The organism is Nostoc sp. LPT (genome assembly GCF_017115165.1).
Taxonomy (GTDB): Bacteria; Cyanobacteriota; Cyanobacteriia; order Cyanobacteriales; family Nostocaceae; genus Nostoc.
This window is the reverse complement of the sequence record NZ_JABXKF010000177.1, coordinates 44,832-60,020: the sequence shown is the minus strand read 5'-3', so window position 1 is coordinate 60,020 and position 15,189 is coordinate 44,832. Positions and strand designations below refer to the sequence as shown.

General features: G+C 40.1%; 13 protein-coding genes. 6 read left to right on the top strand and 7 right to left on the bottom strand.

The features are described from left to right. The first annotated feature begins 25 nt into the window (after positions 1 to 25). Positions 26 to 172 carry a hypothetical protein gene (locus HWQ58_RS38665; protein WP_366839181.1) on the top strand — a complete coding sequence of 49 codons (147 nt, stop codon included), beginning with the start codon at positions 26 to 28 and terminating at the stop codon, positions 170 to 172. 34 nt (positions 173 to 206) lie between these two features. Here HWQ58_RS38665 and HWQ58_RS34880 read toward each other — a convergent pair whose 3' ends face one another. Genes HWQ58_RS34880 through HWQ58_RS34870 form a run of 3 tightly spaced genes read right to left on the bottom strand, consistent with a single transcriptional unit; the run spans position 207 to position 3,406 of the window. After that, positions 207 to 719: a hypothetical protein gene (locus HWQ58_RS34880; protein ID WP_292872918.1), complete on the bottom strand. Its 513-nt coding sequence runs from the start codon at positions 717 to 719 to the stop codon at positions 207 to 209. After that, complete coding sequence (locus tag HWQ58_RS34875) at positions 716 to 2,299, bottom strand: LlaJI family restriction endonuclease (RefSeq protein ID WP_292872916.1); 1,584 nt, start codon at positions 2,297 to 2,299, stop codon at positions 716 to 718. The genes HWQ58_RS34880 and HWQ58_RS34875 overlap by 4 nt, the downstream gene beginning before the upstream one ends. A gap of 51 nt (positions 2,300 to 2,350) precedes the next feature. Beyond that, entirely contained in the window at positions 2,351 to 3,406 is a 1,056-nt protein-coding gene (locus HWQ58_RS34870; RefSeq protein WP_292872914.1) for a restriction endonuclease, read from the bottom strand. Between the two features lie 159 nt (positions 3,407 to 3,565). Here HWQ58_RS34870 and HWQ58_RS34865 point away from each other — a divergent pair, with 159 nt between their 5' ends. Then, positions 3,566 to 4,747, top strand: coding sequence for a class I SAM-dependent methyltransferase (locus HWQ58_RS34865; protein WP_292872960.1), 1,182 nt, complete (start codon positions 3,566 to 3,568; stop codon positions 4,745 to 4,747). 31 nt (positions 4,748 to 4,778) lie between these two features. After that, positions 4,779 to 5,015 (top strand): hypothetical protein, encoded by a 237-nt coding sequence (locus tag HWQ58_RS34860; RefSeq protein WP_292872912.1) that lies wholly within the window; start codon positions 4,779 to 4,781, stop codon positions 5,013 to 5,015. 58 nt (positions 5,016 to 5,073) lie between these two features. Here the strand turns inward: HWQ58_RS34860 and bioB are convergent, their stop codons facing one another. Beyond that, on the bottom strand, positions 5,074 to 6,081 hold the full coding sequence (gene bioB / locus HWQ58_RS34855; RefSeq protein WP_292872958.1) for a biotin synthase BioB: 1,008 nt from the start codon (positions 6,079 to 6,081) through the stop codon (positions 5,074 to 5,076). A gap of 280 nt (positions 6,082 to 6,361) precedes the next feature. Further along, positions 6,362 to 6,523 carry a hypothetical protein gene (locus tag HWQ58_RS34850; protein WP_292872910.1) on the bottom strand — a complete coding sequence of 54 codons (162 nt, stop codon included), beginning with the start codon at positions 6,521 to 6,523 and terminating at the stop codon, positions 6,362 to 6,364. 120 nt (positions 6,524 to 6,643) lie between these two features. On the opposite strand from HWQ58_RS34850, the gene HWQ58_RS34845 reads away from it, so the two are divergent. Together HWQ58_RS34845 and HWQ58_RS34840 are read left to right on the top strand one after the other, a co-directional pair. Next, positions 6,644 to 7,219: a GNAT family N-acetyltransferase gene (locus tag HWQ58_RS34845; RefSeq protein ID WP_292872956.1), complete on the top strand. Its 576-nt coding sequence runs from the start codon at positions 6,644 to 6,646 to the stop codon at positions 7,217 to 7,219. 1,069 nt (positions 7,220 to 8,288) lie between these two features. Next, positions 8,289 to 9,746 carry a YdiU family protein gene (locus HWQ58_RS34840; protein ID WP_292872908.1) on the top strand — a complete coding sequence of 486 codons (1,458 nt, stop codon included), beginning with the start codon at positions 8,289 to 8,291 and terminating at the stop codon, positions 9,744 to 9,746. Positions 9,747 to 9,836: 90 nt separating this feature from the next. On the opposite strand, the gene HWQ58_RS34835 is transcribed toward HWQ58_RS34840, so the two are convergent. Beyond that, positions 9,837 to 11,561, bottom strand: coding sequence for an ABC transporter ATP-binding protein (locus HWQ58_RS34835; protein WP_292872906.1), 1,725 nt, complete (start codon positions 11,559 to 11,561; stop codon positions 9,837 to 9,839). 248 nt (positions 11,562 to 11,809) lie between these two features. On the opposite strand from HWQ58_RS34835, the gene HWQ58_RS34830 reads away from it, so the two are divergent. Next, positions 11,810 to 13,777: an EAL domain-containing protein gene (locus HWQ58_RS34830; RefSeq protein ID WP_292872904.1), complete on the top strand. Its 1,968-nt coding sequence runs from the start codon at positions 11,810 to 11,812 to the stop codon at positions 13,775 to 13,777. Between the two features lie 270 nt (positions 13,778 to 14,047). Here HWQ58_RS34830 and HWQ58_RS34825 read toward each other — a convergent pair whose 3' ends face one another. Continuing rightward, the gene (locus tag HWQ58_RS34825) at positions 14,048 to 15,043 is read right to left on the bottom strand and encodes a PRC-barrel domain-containing protein (RefSeq protein ID WP_292872902.1); all 996 of its coding nucleotides are present in this window, start codon (positions 15,041 to 15,043) and stop codon (positions 14,048 to 14,050) included. Positions 15,044 to 15,189 lie beyond the last annotated feature (146 nt).

Below are 15,189 nucleotides of genomic sequence, written 5' to 3'. Positions count from 1 at the left end.
GTATGCTATTAATTGTTACGAAGACTTGATTTTTCAAAGAATCCGCATTGGCACTCAAGATTTACGCATTGCGGCAATTACCCTGTCAGTGAATGGCATTTTAGTAACCTGCAACCGCAAGGATTTTGAGAAAGTTACTAATTTGCATTTAGAAGATTGGACTATATCTTAATTTGTCTCAAGACTAAATTAGACTATGTGTGTATTTATTTAATTACATCTAATATTTCTTGAAGTGTAAAGTAAATATAGTAAAATATTGGAAATCCATTAATTTCTATAGTACCGTATTTGCGATGCAAGCGACCTTTCGCATCATTATAAGAGAGTGATTTTGGTTTAAGTTCATGACCACGGTAATCTGGAGAAAGATATGCTAGCTTAATTGGGGTGCATTTTTCATCAAAACTGATGCTCCATTTAATTTTTAAATTTAATTTACCATTAGAGTCACGTTCTAAATCATCGAAAAAGTTTTTATAAAAATAACTTATTTCAATTTTTTTGAAATCTTTTTCTGTAATGATTTGTGAATAACATAATTGAGTTTTATTCACACTAGGACATATTTTTTTGAAAAGATCATCTACTTGCTGAGATATGTAATCTTCTATAGCTATTTTTTGCTCTTTATTAGCAAATGATATAAAGGGAATATAAACACTTTTAAAATCTGTATTTTCTGAACAAGTTCCAATTATATTTAATTCAAAACTCATTGATTATTTTCCAAATAACTATTTTGTATTAAAAAGAAGTTTGCCTTAAATATTTTTATACCTTTGAGGTTTATATTTTCTTCCAATTCACCCAATGTAGTAGATGATTCTACATCATAGTAATAAGGAATAAAAAATACATTTGCAGAAATATTATGTGTTTGCTGTAGAGCATATTCATATGTAAGTTGCTTAACTAGATCGTCTTTATACTTTTTGGCTGACTTTGGATGGAGTTCTTTATTTTTGTAAAATTCTAGTGGTACATCTTTGTAATCAATTATTTTGATAGACGTAGCTTCATTCAAATTCTTATCTCCTATTGTATTATCAGTTTCTAAAATTAAATCAGGGCGGAGAAAACGACGTAAAGCTGAATTTCTATCTCGTCTTTCAAGCTGATTATATCTAAAGTGGGAGTAAACAAATGTTCGCTCATTTAAATCAAATTCAATGCAAAGTAGTTCATCCCATTCAAGTTTTTCTGTAACCCTACTTAAATTTCTGGGTATGTTTGAGGTTTTGGAGTAAACCCATTGATTACCATATACATTTCCACTATTGGCTTTGCGATTTCCGACTCGATTTTTTTCTTCTTCTTCTCTTTCTGAGTTGTCATATCCTTTCAGAGTTATGTCCGTATCTGCATAGCAAATTTTTTTGCGGTGTTTTTTAAAAAAATATGTGTTGCACATATCTTCCCAAATTAGGGAAAAACCATGCACTCCCCAGAATTCACCATCACCTTGCTCAGAATTTAGCTCACCGTAGAGGAATGTTTCAATAGCTTCGTAAAGTCCCCAATAGTCAGCATCCTTGTAGTAAGTATTTTTATCTATCTTATCTAGCGCTTCTTTTAGAATACTAATAGTTTCTTCAAAGGTATCTTCACCAAAAATGGATTGGTTGCTAGTTAAATAATCTTCCTTAAAACGTTGTGCAAGAAAGTGTATATCTTGAGTACGTGCTTTAATGTTATCTGGCACATCACTATTTAATTGCTCTATAATCTCATCTAGAATATAGCAATACAGATTTACAAGATCAGTACTTTCATAGCGTACTGTCGAAAGTGGCAGATCCATTGCATCAACATAGATCACATCATTATTTGAATTGTCTTTAAGATAAATAGCACGATCTAAATACTTGTGAATCTGAGAATATTCGATGTCTTCACTACGTTTAACTTTCTTTTGAATTGAGTTTATCGCAAGTTCATCATAGGCTTCCATAACTCGCTCAATCATTTTAATCTTACTGTAGAGTACACAAACATCTCCTTCCTCTGTTTGCATCTTGACTCCACCAGATGAAAGAGTCGTTTGATCCTGCTCCTGTTGACAATCAGGTTTATTGATGTTGAATCTTGTGTTGTCTAAATTATCACGCTCAAATTTGCGAAAGGTGCGATACATTTTGAAAAATAAATTACGTACTGCATCGAAGTCACCCTCTGGGAAATTATCAAAGCCATTTGGCAGACAAAACTCGAAATTATCTCCCAATTTAGACTTACGAATACCAACAAAAAAATCGTTGGTATTTTTGACTATATTAAGACTGGAAAAGTCAAACATGGCTAGTTCAACATGAGGCTAGTTTTTCAAATTTAAATTGTAATAGTAAAGTCAATCAGGAAGGCTCATTATGTTTTTGATGAAAGTATTATGTAGTTTAGTGAAGTCTCCAAAAGTCACTAGATTATCTTTTGTTACCTTGAGAAGATCAACCAGTGGCTTTTTATCACGATTAAACACACTGTCCCACAAAAAAAACATTAATTTATTCTGTATTTGTTCAGCAGTTACAGGCTGTTTGATAAAATAATACCCGATTTGCTTGTCTTCAATTCCTCGAATCGAAGTATGATGGCTTTTGATAAAGTTATTAAGGTTTTTAATAAGCTTTTTCCATTCATTTTCGTCTAAGATTCCTCCTTTTCCATACGTCGCCGTATTAGGCTTAGTCTCATCCCAGTTTACAAATTCCCAGTCCCAACGACGTTTGAATGCACTGTCCATGAAGTAAATGGAATTATCAGAAGTGTTCATAGTAGCAAGGATAGAAAGATTAGGAGGAATTTTGATAATTCTATTTACCAAATCAAATCTTAAAAATTCAATTTTCTTTTGTAATGTTTCTAGCCTAGTAACTCCTTCGTAAGGTTGCAATTTATACTCATTAATATTTCCTCTGTCATCATAACTAAATTTAGTTCCTATTAATTCTAATAGCTTTAAAAATTCAATAGCAGTGAGATTAATACCGTAACTTGACCAACCATCTTCATCTCTATCTAAAAGCTGAAAAACAGTACCAAATATAGCTGAGGAGTTACCTCTATTTATTTCATCAATCACAAGAGCAACATTTTTCGGTTGGTTCAGTTGTTTACCTTCTTTATCATAGGCTTCCTTAATATTCTTATAAGCTTGAGAGAGTGCTTTTAAGAAATGTCCTTCATAGTAGTTGTACTCTACTTTCCCCGATCTCATCGTAATGGGTATTAATTTGCCCATAAAATCCCCATAGGTATATTCTGGGTGAAAAACTGTTTTGATAATATTTTCAGGATTAGTGTATTCATCTATACCTAAATAATTAGGGATAATCTCGGAAACTATTCTGTGGCTTTTGCCAGTTCCAGGACTTCCAAAGAGAATTTTATGAACTGGTTTATTCATTAGTGATGACATTTGATGAGCAACCATTTGTTAATGCAAAATGTAAAATTTATACAACAAACCAGTTTAACTCAACTTCCTGAAAACGGAGGGTAAAACTTTTTGGCTGCGAACAACAAATATTCGATAAACTCAGAATTCCCCCAAGATTTAGTTATCATGTCAGATTCTCAAACTGTTAGTGCTGCTGTTGCCAAACTCTACAATACATACCCCTTTCCGCCGGAAGCCCTGTTGGATGAACCACCTCCAGGTTACAACTGGCGCTGGAATTGGCTAGCTGCCCATAACTTCTGCACGGGTCAAAAACCCCAAAGGCAAGATATTCGGATTTTAGATGCAGGTTGCGGTACTGGTGTGGGTACAGAGTATCTAGTTCACCTCAATCCTCAAGCTTCTGTTGTGGGAATTGACCTCAGTACAGGCGCTTTAGCTGTAGCTAAAGAACGTTGTCAGCGTTCAGGGGCTAACCGCGTTGAATTTCATCACCTCAGTTTGTTTGACGCGGAACAGTTACCGGGTGAGTTTGATTTAATTAACTGTGTTGGCGTTTTGCATCATACCTCCGATCCGATTCGTGGTATTCAAGCTTTGGCGAAGAAGTTAGCCCCAGGCGGCTTGATGCACATTTTTGTGTACGGGGAGTTGGGACGCTGGGAAATTCAACTCATGCAAAAAGCGATCGCACTTATTCAAGGTGACAAAAAAGGCGACTACCGCGATGGTGTCCAAGTCGGGCGACAAATATTCGCTTCTTTACCAGAAAATAACCGAATTGTCAAATATGATAAACAACGTTGGTCACTAGAAAACAACAAGGATGAATACTTTGCTGATATGTACGTTCATCCCCAGGAGATTGACTACAATATTGAGACGCTGTTTGAATTAATAGATGCTTCGGGATTGGAATTTATTGGTTTCTCGAATCCGAGTTTTTGGGATTTAGAGAGACTTTTAGGCAAAGCACCAGAGTTAGTAGAAAGGGCAAAAGAACTGAGCGATCGCCAGCTTTATCGCCTGATAGAATTATTAGACCCAGAAGTTACTCATTACGAGTTTTTCCTCGGTCGTCCTCCCTTAATCAAAACTGACTGGTCAGACGATAACGCCCTACTGGCAGCGATTCCCGAACTTAATCCTTGTATTGAGGGATTTCCCAGTCAATGTTTCTTTAATTACGATTACCAGATTGTTAACTTATCTGTAGCAGAGTTTGAGTTTATGCAAAGATGTGATGCTAATTCAAAAGTGGCAGATATTTTAGCAAGTGTACAACTGGGATTGGATGGGGTAAGAACACTTCTTCAGCAGCAGCTGATTTTATTGACACCTGCTTAGTACAGTTTTGCGTAAAAGCATAGCGTATTTAATGCAGGGGAACGCATTAACAATGTATCGGGATGCATTGGCATTGCAAGGAGACGCATTAACAATGTATCCCCATGCATTGACATTGCAGGGGGACGCATTAACAATGTATCGTGATGTATTGGCATTGCAAGGGAACGCATTAACAATGTATCGGGATGCATTGGCATTGCAACGTATTGCTAAATTTAATTCGCTACGAACTAATGAAATACAGTACTTAGGGACTTCCAAGTAAAAAAATATCCAATTATTTATTGTGGGATGAGCCTTTCAGCTATCCCACAATCAGATATTTATCCGACAACAGCCGGACTTGCTACCTTCTCTTGTCTTTGGGAAGGCGGACGCATTCCCAAACCAAGTAAATTCAGCATTTCTCGGTCAGTATCATAATCTGGACAAGGAGTTGTCACCGTCAACATCTTGTTATCATCGCTGGAAAAGATAGAATTAGCTCCTGCCATAAAGCAGAAAGCTTGCTCAACTTGAGAAAGTCTCGCCCTGCCGGCACTAAGACGCACATCGGAAGCTGGCATTAAAATTCTGGCTGTGGCAATCATCCGCACAATATCCCAAATGGGGACATCAGGCTGATTTTCTAAGGGTGTGCCCGGTACTTGGGAGAGAATATTAATTGGCACGGACTCTGGATGGGGATGTAAGTTTGCCAGAGTTTGTAACATCCCAACCCGGTCATCGACAGTTTCGCCTAAGCCCAGGATACCGCCGGAACAGACAGTGACATTTGTCTGACGGACATTCTCAATTGTGTTCAAGCGATCGCCATAAGTCCTTGTGGTAATAATTGTGCTGTAATATTCCTGCGAGGTATCTAAGTTATGGTTGTAGGCATAAAGTCCTGCTTCTTCTAATTTCCTAGCCTGATTTGCCGTCAACATACCCAGAGTGCAGCACACTTCTAAACCCATTGCAGTCACATCCTTGACCATTTCCAGGACTTCCTCAAATTGTGAGTTATCCCGCACTTCGCGCCAAGCAGCACCCATGCAAATGCGACTAACACCAGTTTCTTTAGCTTTTTGGGCGATGTTAACTACTGTTTCTTTTTCTAGTAGTGCTTGCGCCTTTACCTCTGTTTTATAACGGGAAGATTGGGCGCAGTAGCTACAATCCTCTGGACAACCTCCCGTTTTAATAGATATGAGCTTGCAAACTTGTATTTTTGTTGGGTCATGATATTGGCGATGCACGCTAGCAGCTTGATAAATAAGCTCTAGCAATGGCGTATTGTATATCGCCCGAATCTCTAATTCCTGCCAATCGTAGCGTATTCCCACCACATCACTATCCTTCTTGTAGACTGGGTTAATCAAGAGCTGTCTTTTGCTTGAATCTGCTGCGGTACAGCGTTTAGGCAAAGCAATTTTATCGAAGTTATGCCGCGCACTGTGCTTTATCATCCATTGGCTCTCAATCCTTCCGCTCTAGATATTAGACATCAGCTTATCAAGATTTTGGTTGAATGGCAGATTAAGAGCAAAAATACTCACCCTATCTGTTGTAAAGGGCATTGGGCATTCAATACTTCTTGGTTCAGCGGAAAAGGAAAAGAAAAAACCTTTAACCCAAACCCAGTAACCTTTTCCCAAAACCCGATTCTAAATTAAAAATGCCTAACTGAGAAGTATTGCATTGGGCATTAGGCACTTGTACTGAGCTTTGCCGTTGGTGTGGTAAGAGAGCTTTGTCGAAGTGTAGCTCTCCAAGAGTTGTATTAGACATTAGCAATTATGTAACTGGCATGGGAATTCTATTCCCCCTAGCTGCTAAACCACAGGTTATGAGAGAATTTATAAAATTTAGAGAATGTTTTGGGAAGAGATCCCGCCGATTAAGCAATTTATGATATCAGAACTGCCAATAATTGCAAGCGATCGCCTATTATTACGAGCAGCGATCCATGAAGATATACCCCAAATTCTCAAATACTTCATTGATAACAAAACTTATCTCACTCCATTCTACCCTCTTTGGGCTGATGGTTTTTTCACTGAAGAATATTGGCAATATCAAATAGAGAATAGTTTTCTGGAATTTATCAATGGTCAATCATTAAAACTATTTATTTTTACCAAAAAAAATCCCACTGTAGTTATTGGAACAGTCAATTTTAGTAATTTTGTCCGAGGAGTAGCTCATTTTTGCTATGTGGGATATAGCCTTGCTGAAAATAAACAAGGTAAAGGCTATATGACAGAGGGGTTAAAATCTGCAACTCAATATCTATTTGAAGAGTTAAATTTTCACCGAATTATGGCTAATTATATACCTCACAATCGGCGCAGTGGTAATGTACTCAAAAGACTCGGTTTTGTCGTTGAAGGATATGCTAGAGACTATTTGTTAATTAATGGGCAATGGGAAGATCATATTTTGACAAGTCTGACAAATCCTCATTGGAAAACACCTGATTTTTAAAAAATGCTGAGAGTTTTTATCAAGGTTTTTATTTTATTTATCGACTACACCTGTTGAGAAATTAATTTATCAAAATAGAATTCAGTCCTTCTGGAGCCAGAATTCAGAATGAATTTTGAAGGAAAAAGCGGATAGCGCCGGCGGCAAGCGAGTCCGCGATAGCGTAGCGTTAGCGAGGAACGAGCGTCGCGTCTGAATCAAGGGGTTTAAGACCCCCAACCCCCTCTTGAAAAGCAAAGCTGTTTCATTCCCTTAAAGGCTCAAAAAAGACTTGTGTTGTGAACGAAAAGACTTGGTTATAAACGAAAGTACTTGTGTTGTGAACGAAAAGACTTGGTTATGAACGAAAGTACTTGTGTTGTGAACGGAACGACTTGTGTTATGAACGAAAGCACTTGTGTCGTGAACGAAAAGACTTGTGTTGTGAATGAAAGTACTTGTATGTACACCGTAGCCTTAGAAAGGGGAGGGAACTAGTGCCGCAAGGCGGAAGTCAAAAGTCAAAAGTCAAAAGTCAAACAGGTATACAGCATAAGCGTTTCATTGATTTGGAATGGTGAGGCAGTCCGGTCTTGGGGGTTCCCCCCATGAGGAACTGCCGAACCCGAAGGGGTGGTTTATTTACGCCGTGCTGTACTAGATTGGGAATTTCCCCCCAATACATCGGGGGGATTAAGGGGGGTAAAGAATATACTTCATTTAGATGCAAAATGCTGTATAAATGAAAACTTTAGTTTTGGGTCATTAGTTAATTTAAAAAGAAGAATTGCATTAATCAGAAAGTGTCATAAAATACAAATGAGTCAGTGCAGTCTTCTCCGTTCTCTACGAGATGCTCCGCGTTCGCACAGCCTCTCCTTTTGGGAGAAGAAGAGACGCCCACTGTAGGATGCTTCGTTCTTGCTTCAATTCCACGTTTTTCAAGGTGGGTTACTTCTGCCTCCTGAAGCGCTCCCAATTTTGATAGCAGCGCTGCCATATTTTAGATATGGATTGCTTTTTGCGTCTATGCTGATGATGCTGAAGCCAGAGGTAGTATTAAAGGAAGAATGAATTAGCTTTGCTCGTAATGACTCTGGCTGAAACTCCAAACGACAAGAATTCTAGCAATCCTTTTCTCACCCTCAACTACGAAACTGCCTTAGAATCTCTAGGTGGCGACTACTACGATGAGGTTGCAGCAGCTGAATTTCCCCAACACCTCCTACGTTGGCGTAACGATGAACTATTACCCCGTTTCGGTCTAGACCCCCAAGTAGTCAAAGACGAAGATTTCATCAAAGCCTTTGGTCAATTTCAGGGACGCAAACCCTTGTTGGCTCTACGCTACCACGGCTATCAATTTGGTGAATATAACGGACAGTTGGGTGATGGTAGAGGCTTTCTCTACGGGCAAGTACGCGCCAATGATGGCGAATTGTACGATTTTGGCACTAAAGGTTCTGGGAGAACGCCCTACTCCCGTGGTGGCGATGGTATGCTCACGCTCAAAGGTGGGATGCGGGAAGTTCTGGCTGCAGAAGCGCTGCACTACTTGGGTGTACGTACTTCGCGCTGTCTGAGCATGATTGAAACAGGTTTACCACTCTGGCGAGGCGATGAACCTTCGCCTACCCGTTCAGCTGTGATGATTAGAATGAGCAGTTCTCATATTCGGTTTGGCACTTTTGAGCGACTGCACTATTTCCAGCGTCCAGATTTGACTAAGAAGCTGTTAGACCACGTAATTGAGCAGTATTATCGACACTTAAATGCTGAAGAAGATAAATATGCCCTGTTTTACGCCGAATTAGTTAAACGGGTTGCAGAACTAGTAGCGCAGTGGATGGCGGCTGGCTTTTGTCATGCAGTCCTAAATACTGACAATATGTCGATTACTGGAGAGAGTTTTGACTATGGCCCTTACGCATTTATTCCGAGTTATAACCCATCCTTTATAGCTGCATATTTTGATTATTATGGACGTTACTGTTACGGGAATCAACCAAGTATTTGTCATCTGAATTTACAAATGCTCCAAGAACCTTTAAAGGCGATTATTGATAAAGGTGAAATGGAAGCTGGATTAGCTAGGTTTGATGAGTATTATGAAGCTGAATACAGTTCTTTGATGTTGAAAAAGTTAGGTTTTGAGACTTTGCCGCATCAAGAAACAGTGGAGTTGTTGAATCTAACGATTGAATTTTTGAAAGATAGCCAAGTTGGTTATCACCAATTCTTTTATGAGATGGCTTGTACTTTTTCATCGAAATGGCGAGATGAACCAGGTTTTGTGATGAATAATTCAGATATTGTGCCAGTACCGGGTGCATCTGGGATATTTGATGATTGGTGCATACTATACCATCAAATTCTGAACGATTTTGATAGCGATCGCACCAATGTAATTGCTCAAACTCTAGCTGTTAATAATCCCAAAACGGTATTATTAAGACCAGTAATTGAATCTATTTGGGAATCAATTGCTCAGGAAGATAATTGGCAACCGTTTTATGAGTTAATCAAGGCAATTCAGTTTAGGAGATAATTAATAAGGGGCATTAGGGCATTGGGCATTGAACAATAATCAATAGTTCTTCTTCCCTTGCTCCCCTTGCCTCCCCTGCATCCCCTGCCTTTAACTAAACTGCTGGGCATAAAACCGCGCATAGCGACGCTCTAGAGCTAATAATTCTTCATGGGTTCCCGATTCGACAATTTGTCCTTGTTCGAGAACTAAAATACGATCGCACCTCTTAACTGTCGATAAACGATGGGCAATAATAAATACTGTCCGTTTTTCCATCAATCTTTCCAGCGCTTCCTGTACCAGTGCTTCTGATTCGGAATCTAATGCTGATGTCGCTTCATCAAGAATCAAGATTTGCGGATTGAGCAGAACAGCACGAGCGATCGCAATTCTTTGTCTTTGTCCACCTGATAAGTTTACCCCACGTTCGCCTACCCAAGTCTTATAACCTTCTGGCAGTTGGCTAATAAACTGATGGGCATTAGCAATTTTTGCCGCCTCTTTAACCGCTTTTATGTCAAAAACATTTTGTCCAAAGGCGATATTTTGGGCAATTGTCCCTGAAAACATGATGGTTTCTTGAGGAACAATCCCAATTTGTCGCCGCAGACTATGCAACTTCACATCCCGAATATCAACCCCGTCAATGAAGATTTGACCAATTTCAGGATCGTAAAAACGGGGTAAAAGATTCACAAATGTGGTTTTACCAGCACCAGAAGCACCCACAAGTGCGATCGCTTCACCTGGCGATACCAATAAACTGATATCTTTTAAGACAGGTTCACCTGGTTTATAGGCGAAGGAAATATGACGATATTCTACTTTGCCATTGACTGGAGAAAGAGCGATCGCATTTGTCTTTTCGATTACCGTCGGCTGAATCGCCATCAATTCAAAAACGCGGTCAACAGATGCTTCACCCTGCTTAAATTCGTTGTAATTATTAGTAGTGTGACCAATGGGATCGATTAATAGCGCCGCTGCCGCCAAATAACTGAAAAAATTCGCCACTGTCAAGTGACCTTGGGAAATTTGCCACGCTCCCACAATCAGTAACAATAAGGCACTTAAGGCTTCCAAAAATCCGATAATGGGAATCTGAATCGCTTTCAGACGTTCGGCTGAGTATTTTGCTTTGAGACTGCGTTCTGCTTCATGGCCAAAGCGGGCAATTTCGTAATTTTCGGCAGCAAAAGCCTGTACTAAACGAATACCGTTGAAAACTTCCGCGAGGATAGCTGATAAACCCGACACGCGATTTTGACTTTTTAAGGAATACTTGCCCAACTGTTCACCAAACCAGCCAACTAAAATACCCATTAGCGGTGCAACTATCACTGTTGCTAATGTCAGTTGCCAATTCAGGTAAATCATGTAAATCGGAATTGCTAGCAACTGCAAAATACAGGGGATAAAGTCGTGAAATACTTTATTTACGACTTCGCCAACGCGGTCAACATCTTCGGTGAGGCGGTAAGATAAATCACCTGCTTTTGCCGTTTCAAAATAGCTGAGATTGAGCTTTTGAAGATGTGCGTAGACTTGCTGGCGGAGATGAAAAGCAACTCTCAAAGCAGCTTTTGCCATATACATATCTTGTATAGACTGAAACAGTCCTCTCACAAGAAATACTAAGGCACAACTGCCAGTTATTTGAGCGATCGCGACTACATTACCTTGGGCAAAAGGAGTTGCCAATTTACCGGCGAGATTAATTAACACTAATGTCGCTAGTACATATCCCGATATACCAATAAGTCCCTTAGTGATGGTTTGCCACTGGAGTCGGATATAAGGCAGTAATTGCCAGTAATTAGAACGGGTTTTCAAGCTTGAAGATCCACAACAATATTAATATTGTTTGACGCTAGCAGTTTTTGGCGAGTTTCTGAATAGTTCACTAATTAGTTACAAACTGTTGTGGCGTTCAGGTTAAAATAATGTATACATAAAGAATTAGTATTATTACTATAAGTATATTCTGCTGTAGATGGCAATTTTTTAATATTTATTGATACTAATATATAGATTTGACTACTACTTACACCCACGCTTCATAGTTATGCAGCTCTAGCAACATGGATGTAAATAATTTTAGCCAGCAGATAGAGGAATTGCGATCGCGGGTAAGGGGAATATGGCAGCGCACTGCAACTCAACCAAACTCACAACAAGAGCTAATAATAGCAGCTTTTGATGAACTCCAAATGGTATTGGAAGAACTATTGGCTGCTTCTGAGGAGTTAGAAATAACAAGAGCAAGAGCAGAAAGAGAACGCCAGCGTTACCAAGAATTATTCGATTTTGCACCAGATGGTTACTTGGTAACTAATACTGTAGGGAAGATCCTAGAGGTTAATTATGCAGCAGCAACTATGTTCTCTGTGCGCCAAAAATATCTGGTAGGTAAACCATTAATTCTGTTTATTGCTCAAGAACACCGCCAGATATTTAACTCTTTGATAAATAATTCACAGCAGATACAAGACTGCATAATTGACCTAAAGCCACAATTAAGTACATCCTTTCCTGCTAGTGTCAGGGTATCTCCAGTGTATGACTCACAAGAAAAGTTGCTAGGCTGGCGTTGGTTGCTGCGTAATATCACCGAAGCTAAACAAGCACAAGAACGAGTGGCAAAACGCACAGTGGAAATGGCAAAAGCAAATCAGCAATTGCAGGATGAAATTACAGAGCGTAAACAAGCCGAGTCACAGCTGCTGCACCTTGCGTTTCACGATGTACTGACGGGACTCCCAAACCGCGCTTTATTTATGAACCGCTTAGAAGATGCGGTCAATTATTCCCAACGGCATTCAGATTATCTATTTGCTGTCTTGTTTCTAGACCTAGATCGCTTTAAGGTGATCAATGACAGCCTGGGACACACACTTGGAGATCAATTACTGCTTACGGTTGCTCAAAGGCTTCAAGAATCCTTGCGCTCTATAGATATGGCTGCACGACTGGGAGGAGACGAGTTTATTATCTTGCTGGTGGGAATTAAAGATGTATTAGAAGTGGTAACGGTTGTTGAGCGAATACAAAAGAATTTGGCACTTCCTGAGGTTTTAGACGGGCACGAAGTGTCTACTACAGCGAGTATTGGCATTGCTTTAAGCATAACAGGTTGTGAACAACCAGAAGATTACTTGCGTGACGCCGATATTGCAATGTACCGAGCTAAGGCACAAGGTAGGGCGTGCTATGAGATTTTTAACACTGACATGCATATTCAAGCAATGGCACACTTGCAGTTGCTTAACGAGCTGCGCCGAGCCATTGAGCTTCAAGAGTTTCGGGTTTATTATCAACCGATAGTGTCACTCAGTCGCGGCAAGATAACTGGTTTTGAAGCGCTTTTGCGCTGGCTACATCCAAAACACGGCATTGTTTTGCCAGAGTATTTCATGTCAACTGCCCAAGAAACCGGGCTAATTATCCTTATTGAGCAGTGGCTCTTGCCTGAGGCATGTAGTCAGATACAGCAGTGGCAAGAGCAATTCTCCTCTAGCTGTGGGGATCTGGCTGAGTGTCCCTTGACCATTAGTGTCAATCTTTGTACTACTAGGTTCAGTGAAGAAAACTTGGTGTCGCACATCAATAAAGTTCTACAAGACACTGGACTCGCCGCACCGAATTTGACGCTGGAGATTACAGAAGGCGTAATTATGGAAAACCATGATAAAGCCATCATCAGGCTAAAGGAACTGAGAAATTTAGGAATTAAGTTGGCAATTGACGACTTCGGTACGGGCTATTCCTCATTAGGTCGTCTCCACCACTTTCCAATTAATCAGTTGAAGATAGACCGCTCCTTTGTTAGTGGGGACATTATTGATCATGGAAATTTAGATATTGTTCAGACAATTATTACATTGGCACACAAATTAGGTGTGGATGTGACCGCCGAAGGGGTGGAGACAGTAGAGCAACTAGCAATGTTGAAAAAATTGAACTGTGAATATGGGCAGGGATATTTTTTCTCCCATCCATTAGATAGCTCTCAGGCGGCGGCATTAATTATGGCAAATCCTCAGTGGTGATACGTCAAGAGCAACAGCGAAATCCGTCTCCTTTTGGCAGATGCAGGAAGAAAACGCTCCAAAGCAACAGGAAAGCTAAAGCATTAGACAAACTGTTGAAACGGTTAACCTAGTATTGGTAGGACAAAAAAGAAAATTTTACGATTCTCCACTCCCTCACTTATCCTAAAAAAATTAGCCTTTTCCTTGCTTGCAAGGAAAAGGCTGAATTTATCTGAGAAATAATTTGTAATTTAAGCCGAAAATTACAAATTACGAATTACGAATTACTTAATATCCGCCTTCTTCTTCGTATTCTGGCTGTCTTTCCTTAACTTTCTTAGGAATATTCACAGGCTTCGGCCCATCTTCCCAAGCATCGCCCTCTACGTCGTCATAATCATCGTATTCGTCAACATAAGGCTTGCTATAGGGCTGGGCTTCATATTTTAGCGGCTGCGGTTGTTGATACCTGTCGTTGCCTGTTGCCTCGCTCCAGTTATCTTCTTCCTCATCTTCTTCGTATTGAATAGATTCATACTGCCGCGCCCTCATTACCTGACGCTGTGGCCTTTCCTCTTCTACATAGTCTTCATTCCATTCTTCTTCTTGCGCTACGGGTTCGGGGGCGCGAACTTTTTGCCTGGGTGGCTGCAATGGCACTCCACTAGGCAGTTGATTACCTGGTGCAACTTGGCGCGGTGGAGTATAGCCGTATTCTTCTTCTATATCTCGCTCCCACGGCGCTTTGCCGATACCCAGACGCTCTAGTAAACCAACTGTCAACTGGTTTACTCGTTCTTCGGCTCCCTCGAACACAATCAACCGATTGGGGCCAGTGCTGACAATTTCATCTACTGAGAACTCGTAAGTACTCACAAATTGATCGGGAATTTGGGGCAATCCTAAAGAAGCAATGACTATAGATTCAAGCTTCCCGCTTTCGGCGTTGAACTTGAAGCCCCGAACTTTGCCTAAGACTTCACCTGTTTCTGTAATTACTTCCCAGTTAATCAAATTACTGAGAGATTCAACTTCGATATCTTCAATGACATCTTCGTTATCAACCAGGATGACATCACCAATCTGGCTGATGTTGTTGAGGTACATATAGCGCGGTATGCCCGAAATGGAGATCAGGCTGTCTCGCAAACCAAGAGCCACAACCTCTCTTTGATCGATATCAACCCAGACTTGACTGATGATGCCTAGCCGCTTGCCGTTGTCGCGGGTAATCACCTGGGTATTTAATATGTCGGAACGCCTAATTATCTGTTCGGAGGTCATTCTATACCGAGTCCTGATCTCGAATCCGGTTTAACGCGATGTGCAACTTATTCTTGTAACCCCACTTCCATTCCTCTATCCCAGTGAACGAGAGGCTTTGATTTTTGCTCTCTTTTCCAGGTAGAGAAGGGGTTGGGGGTTAGGTT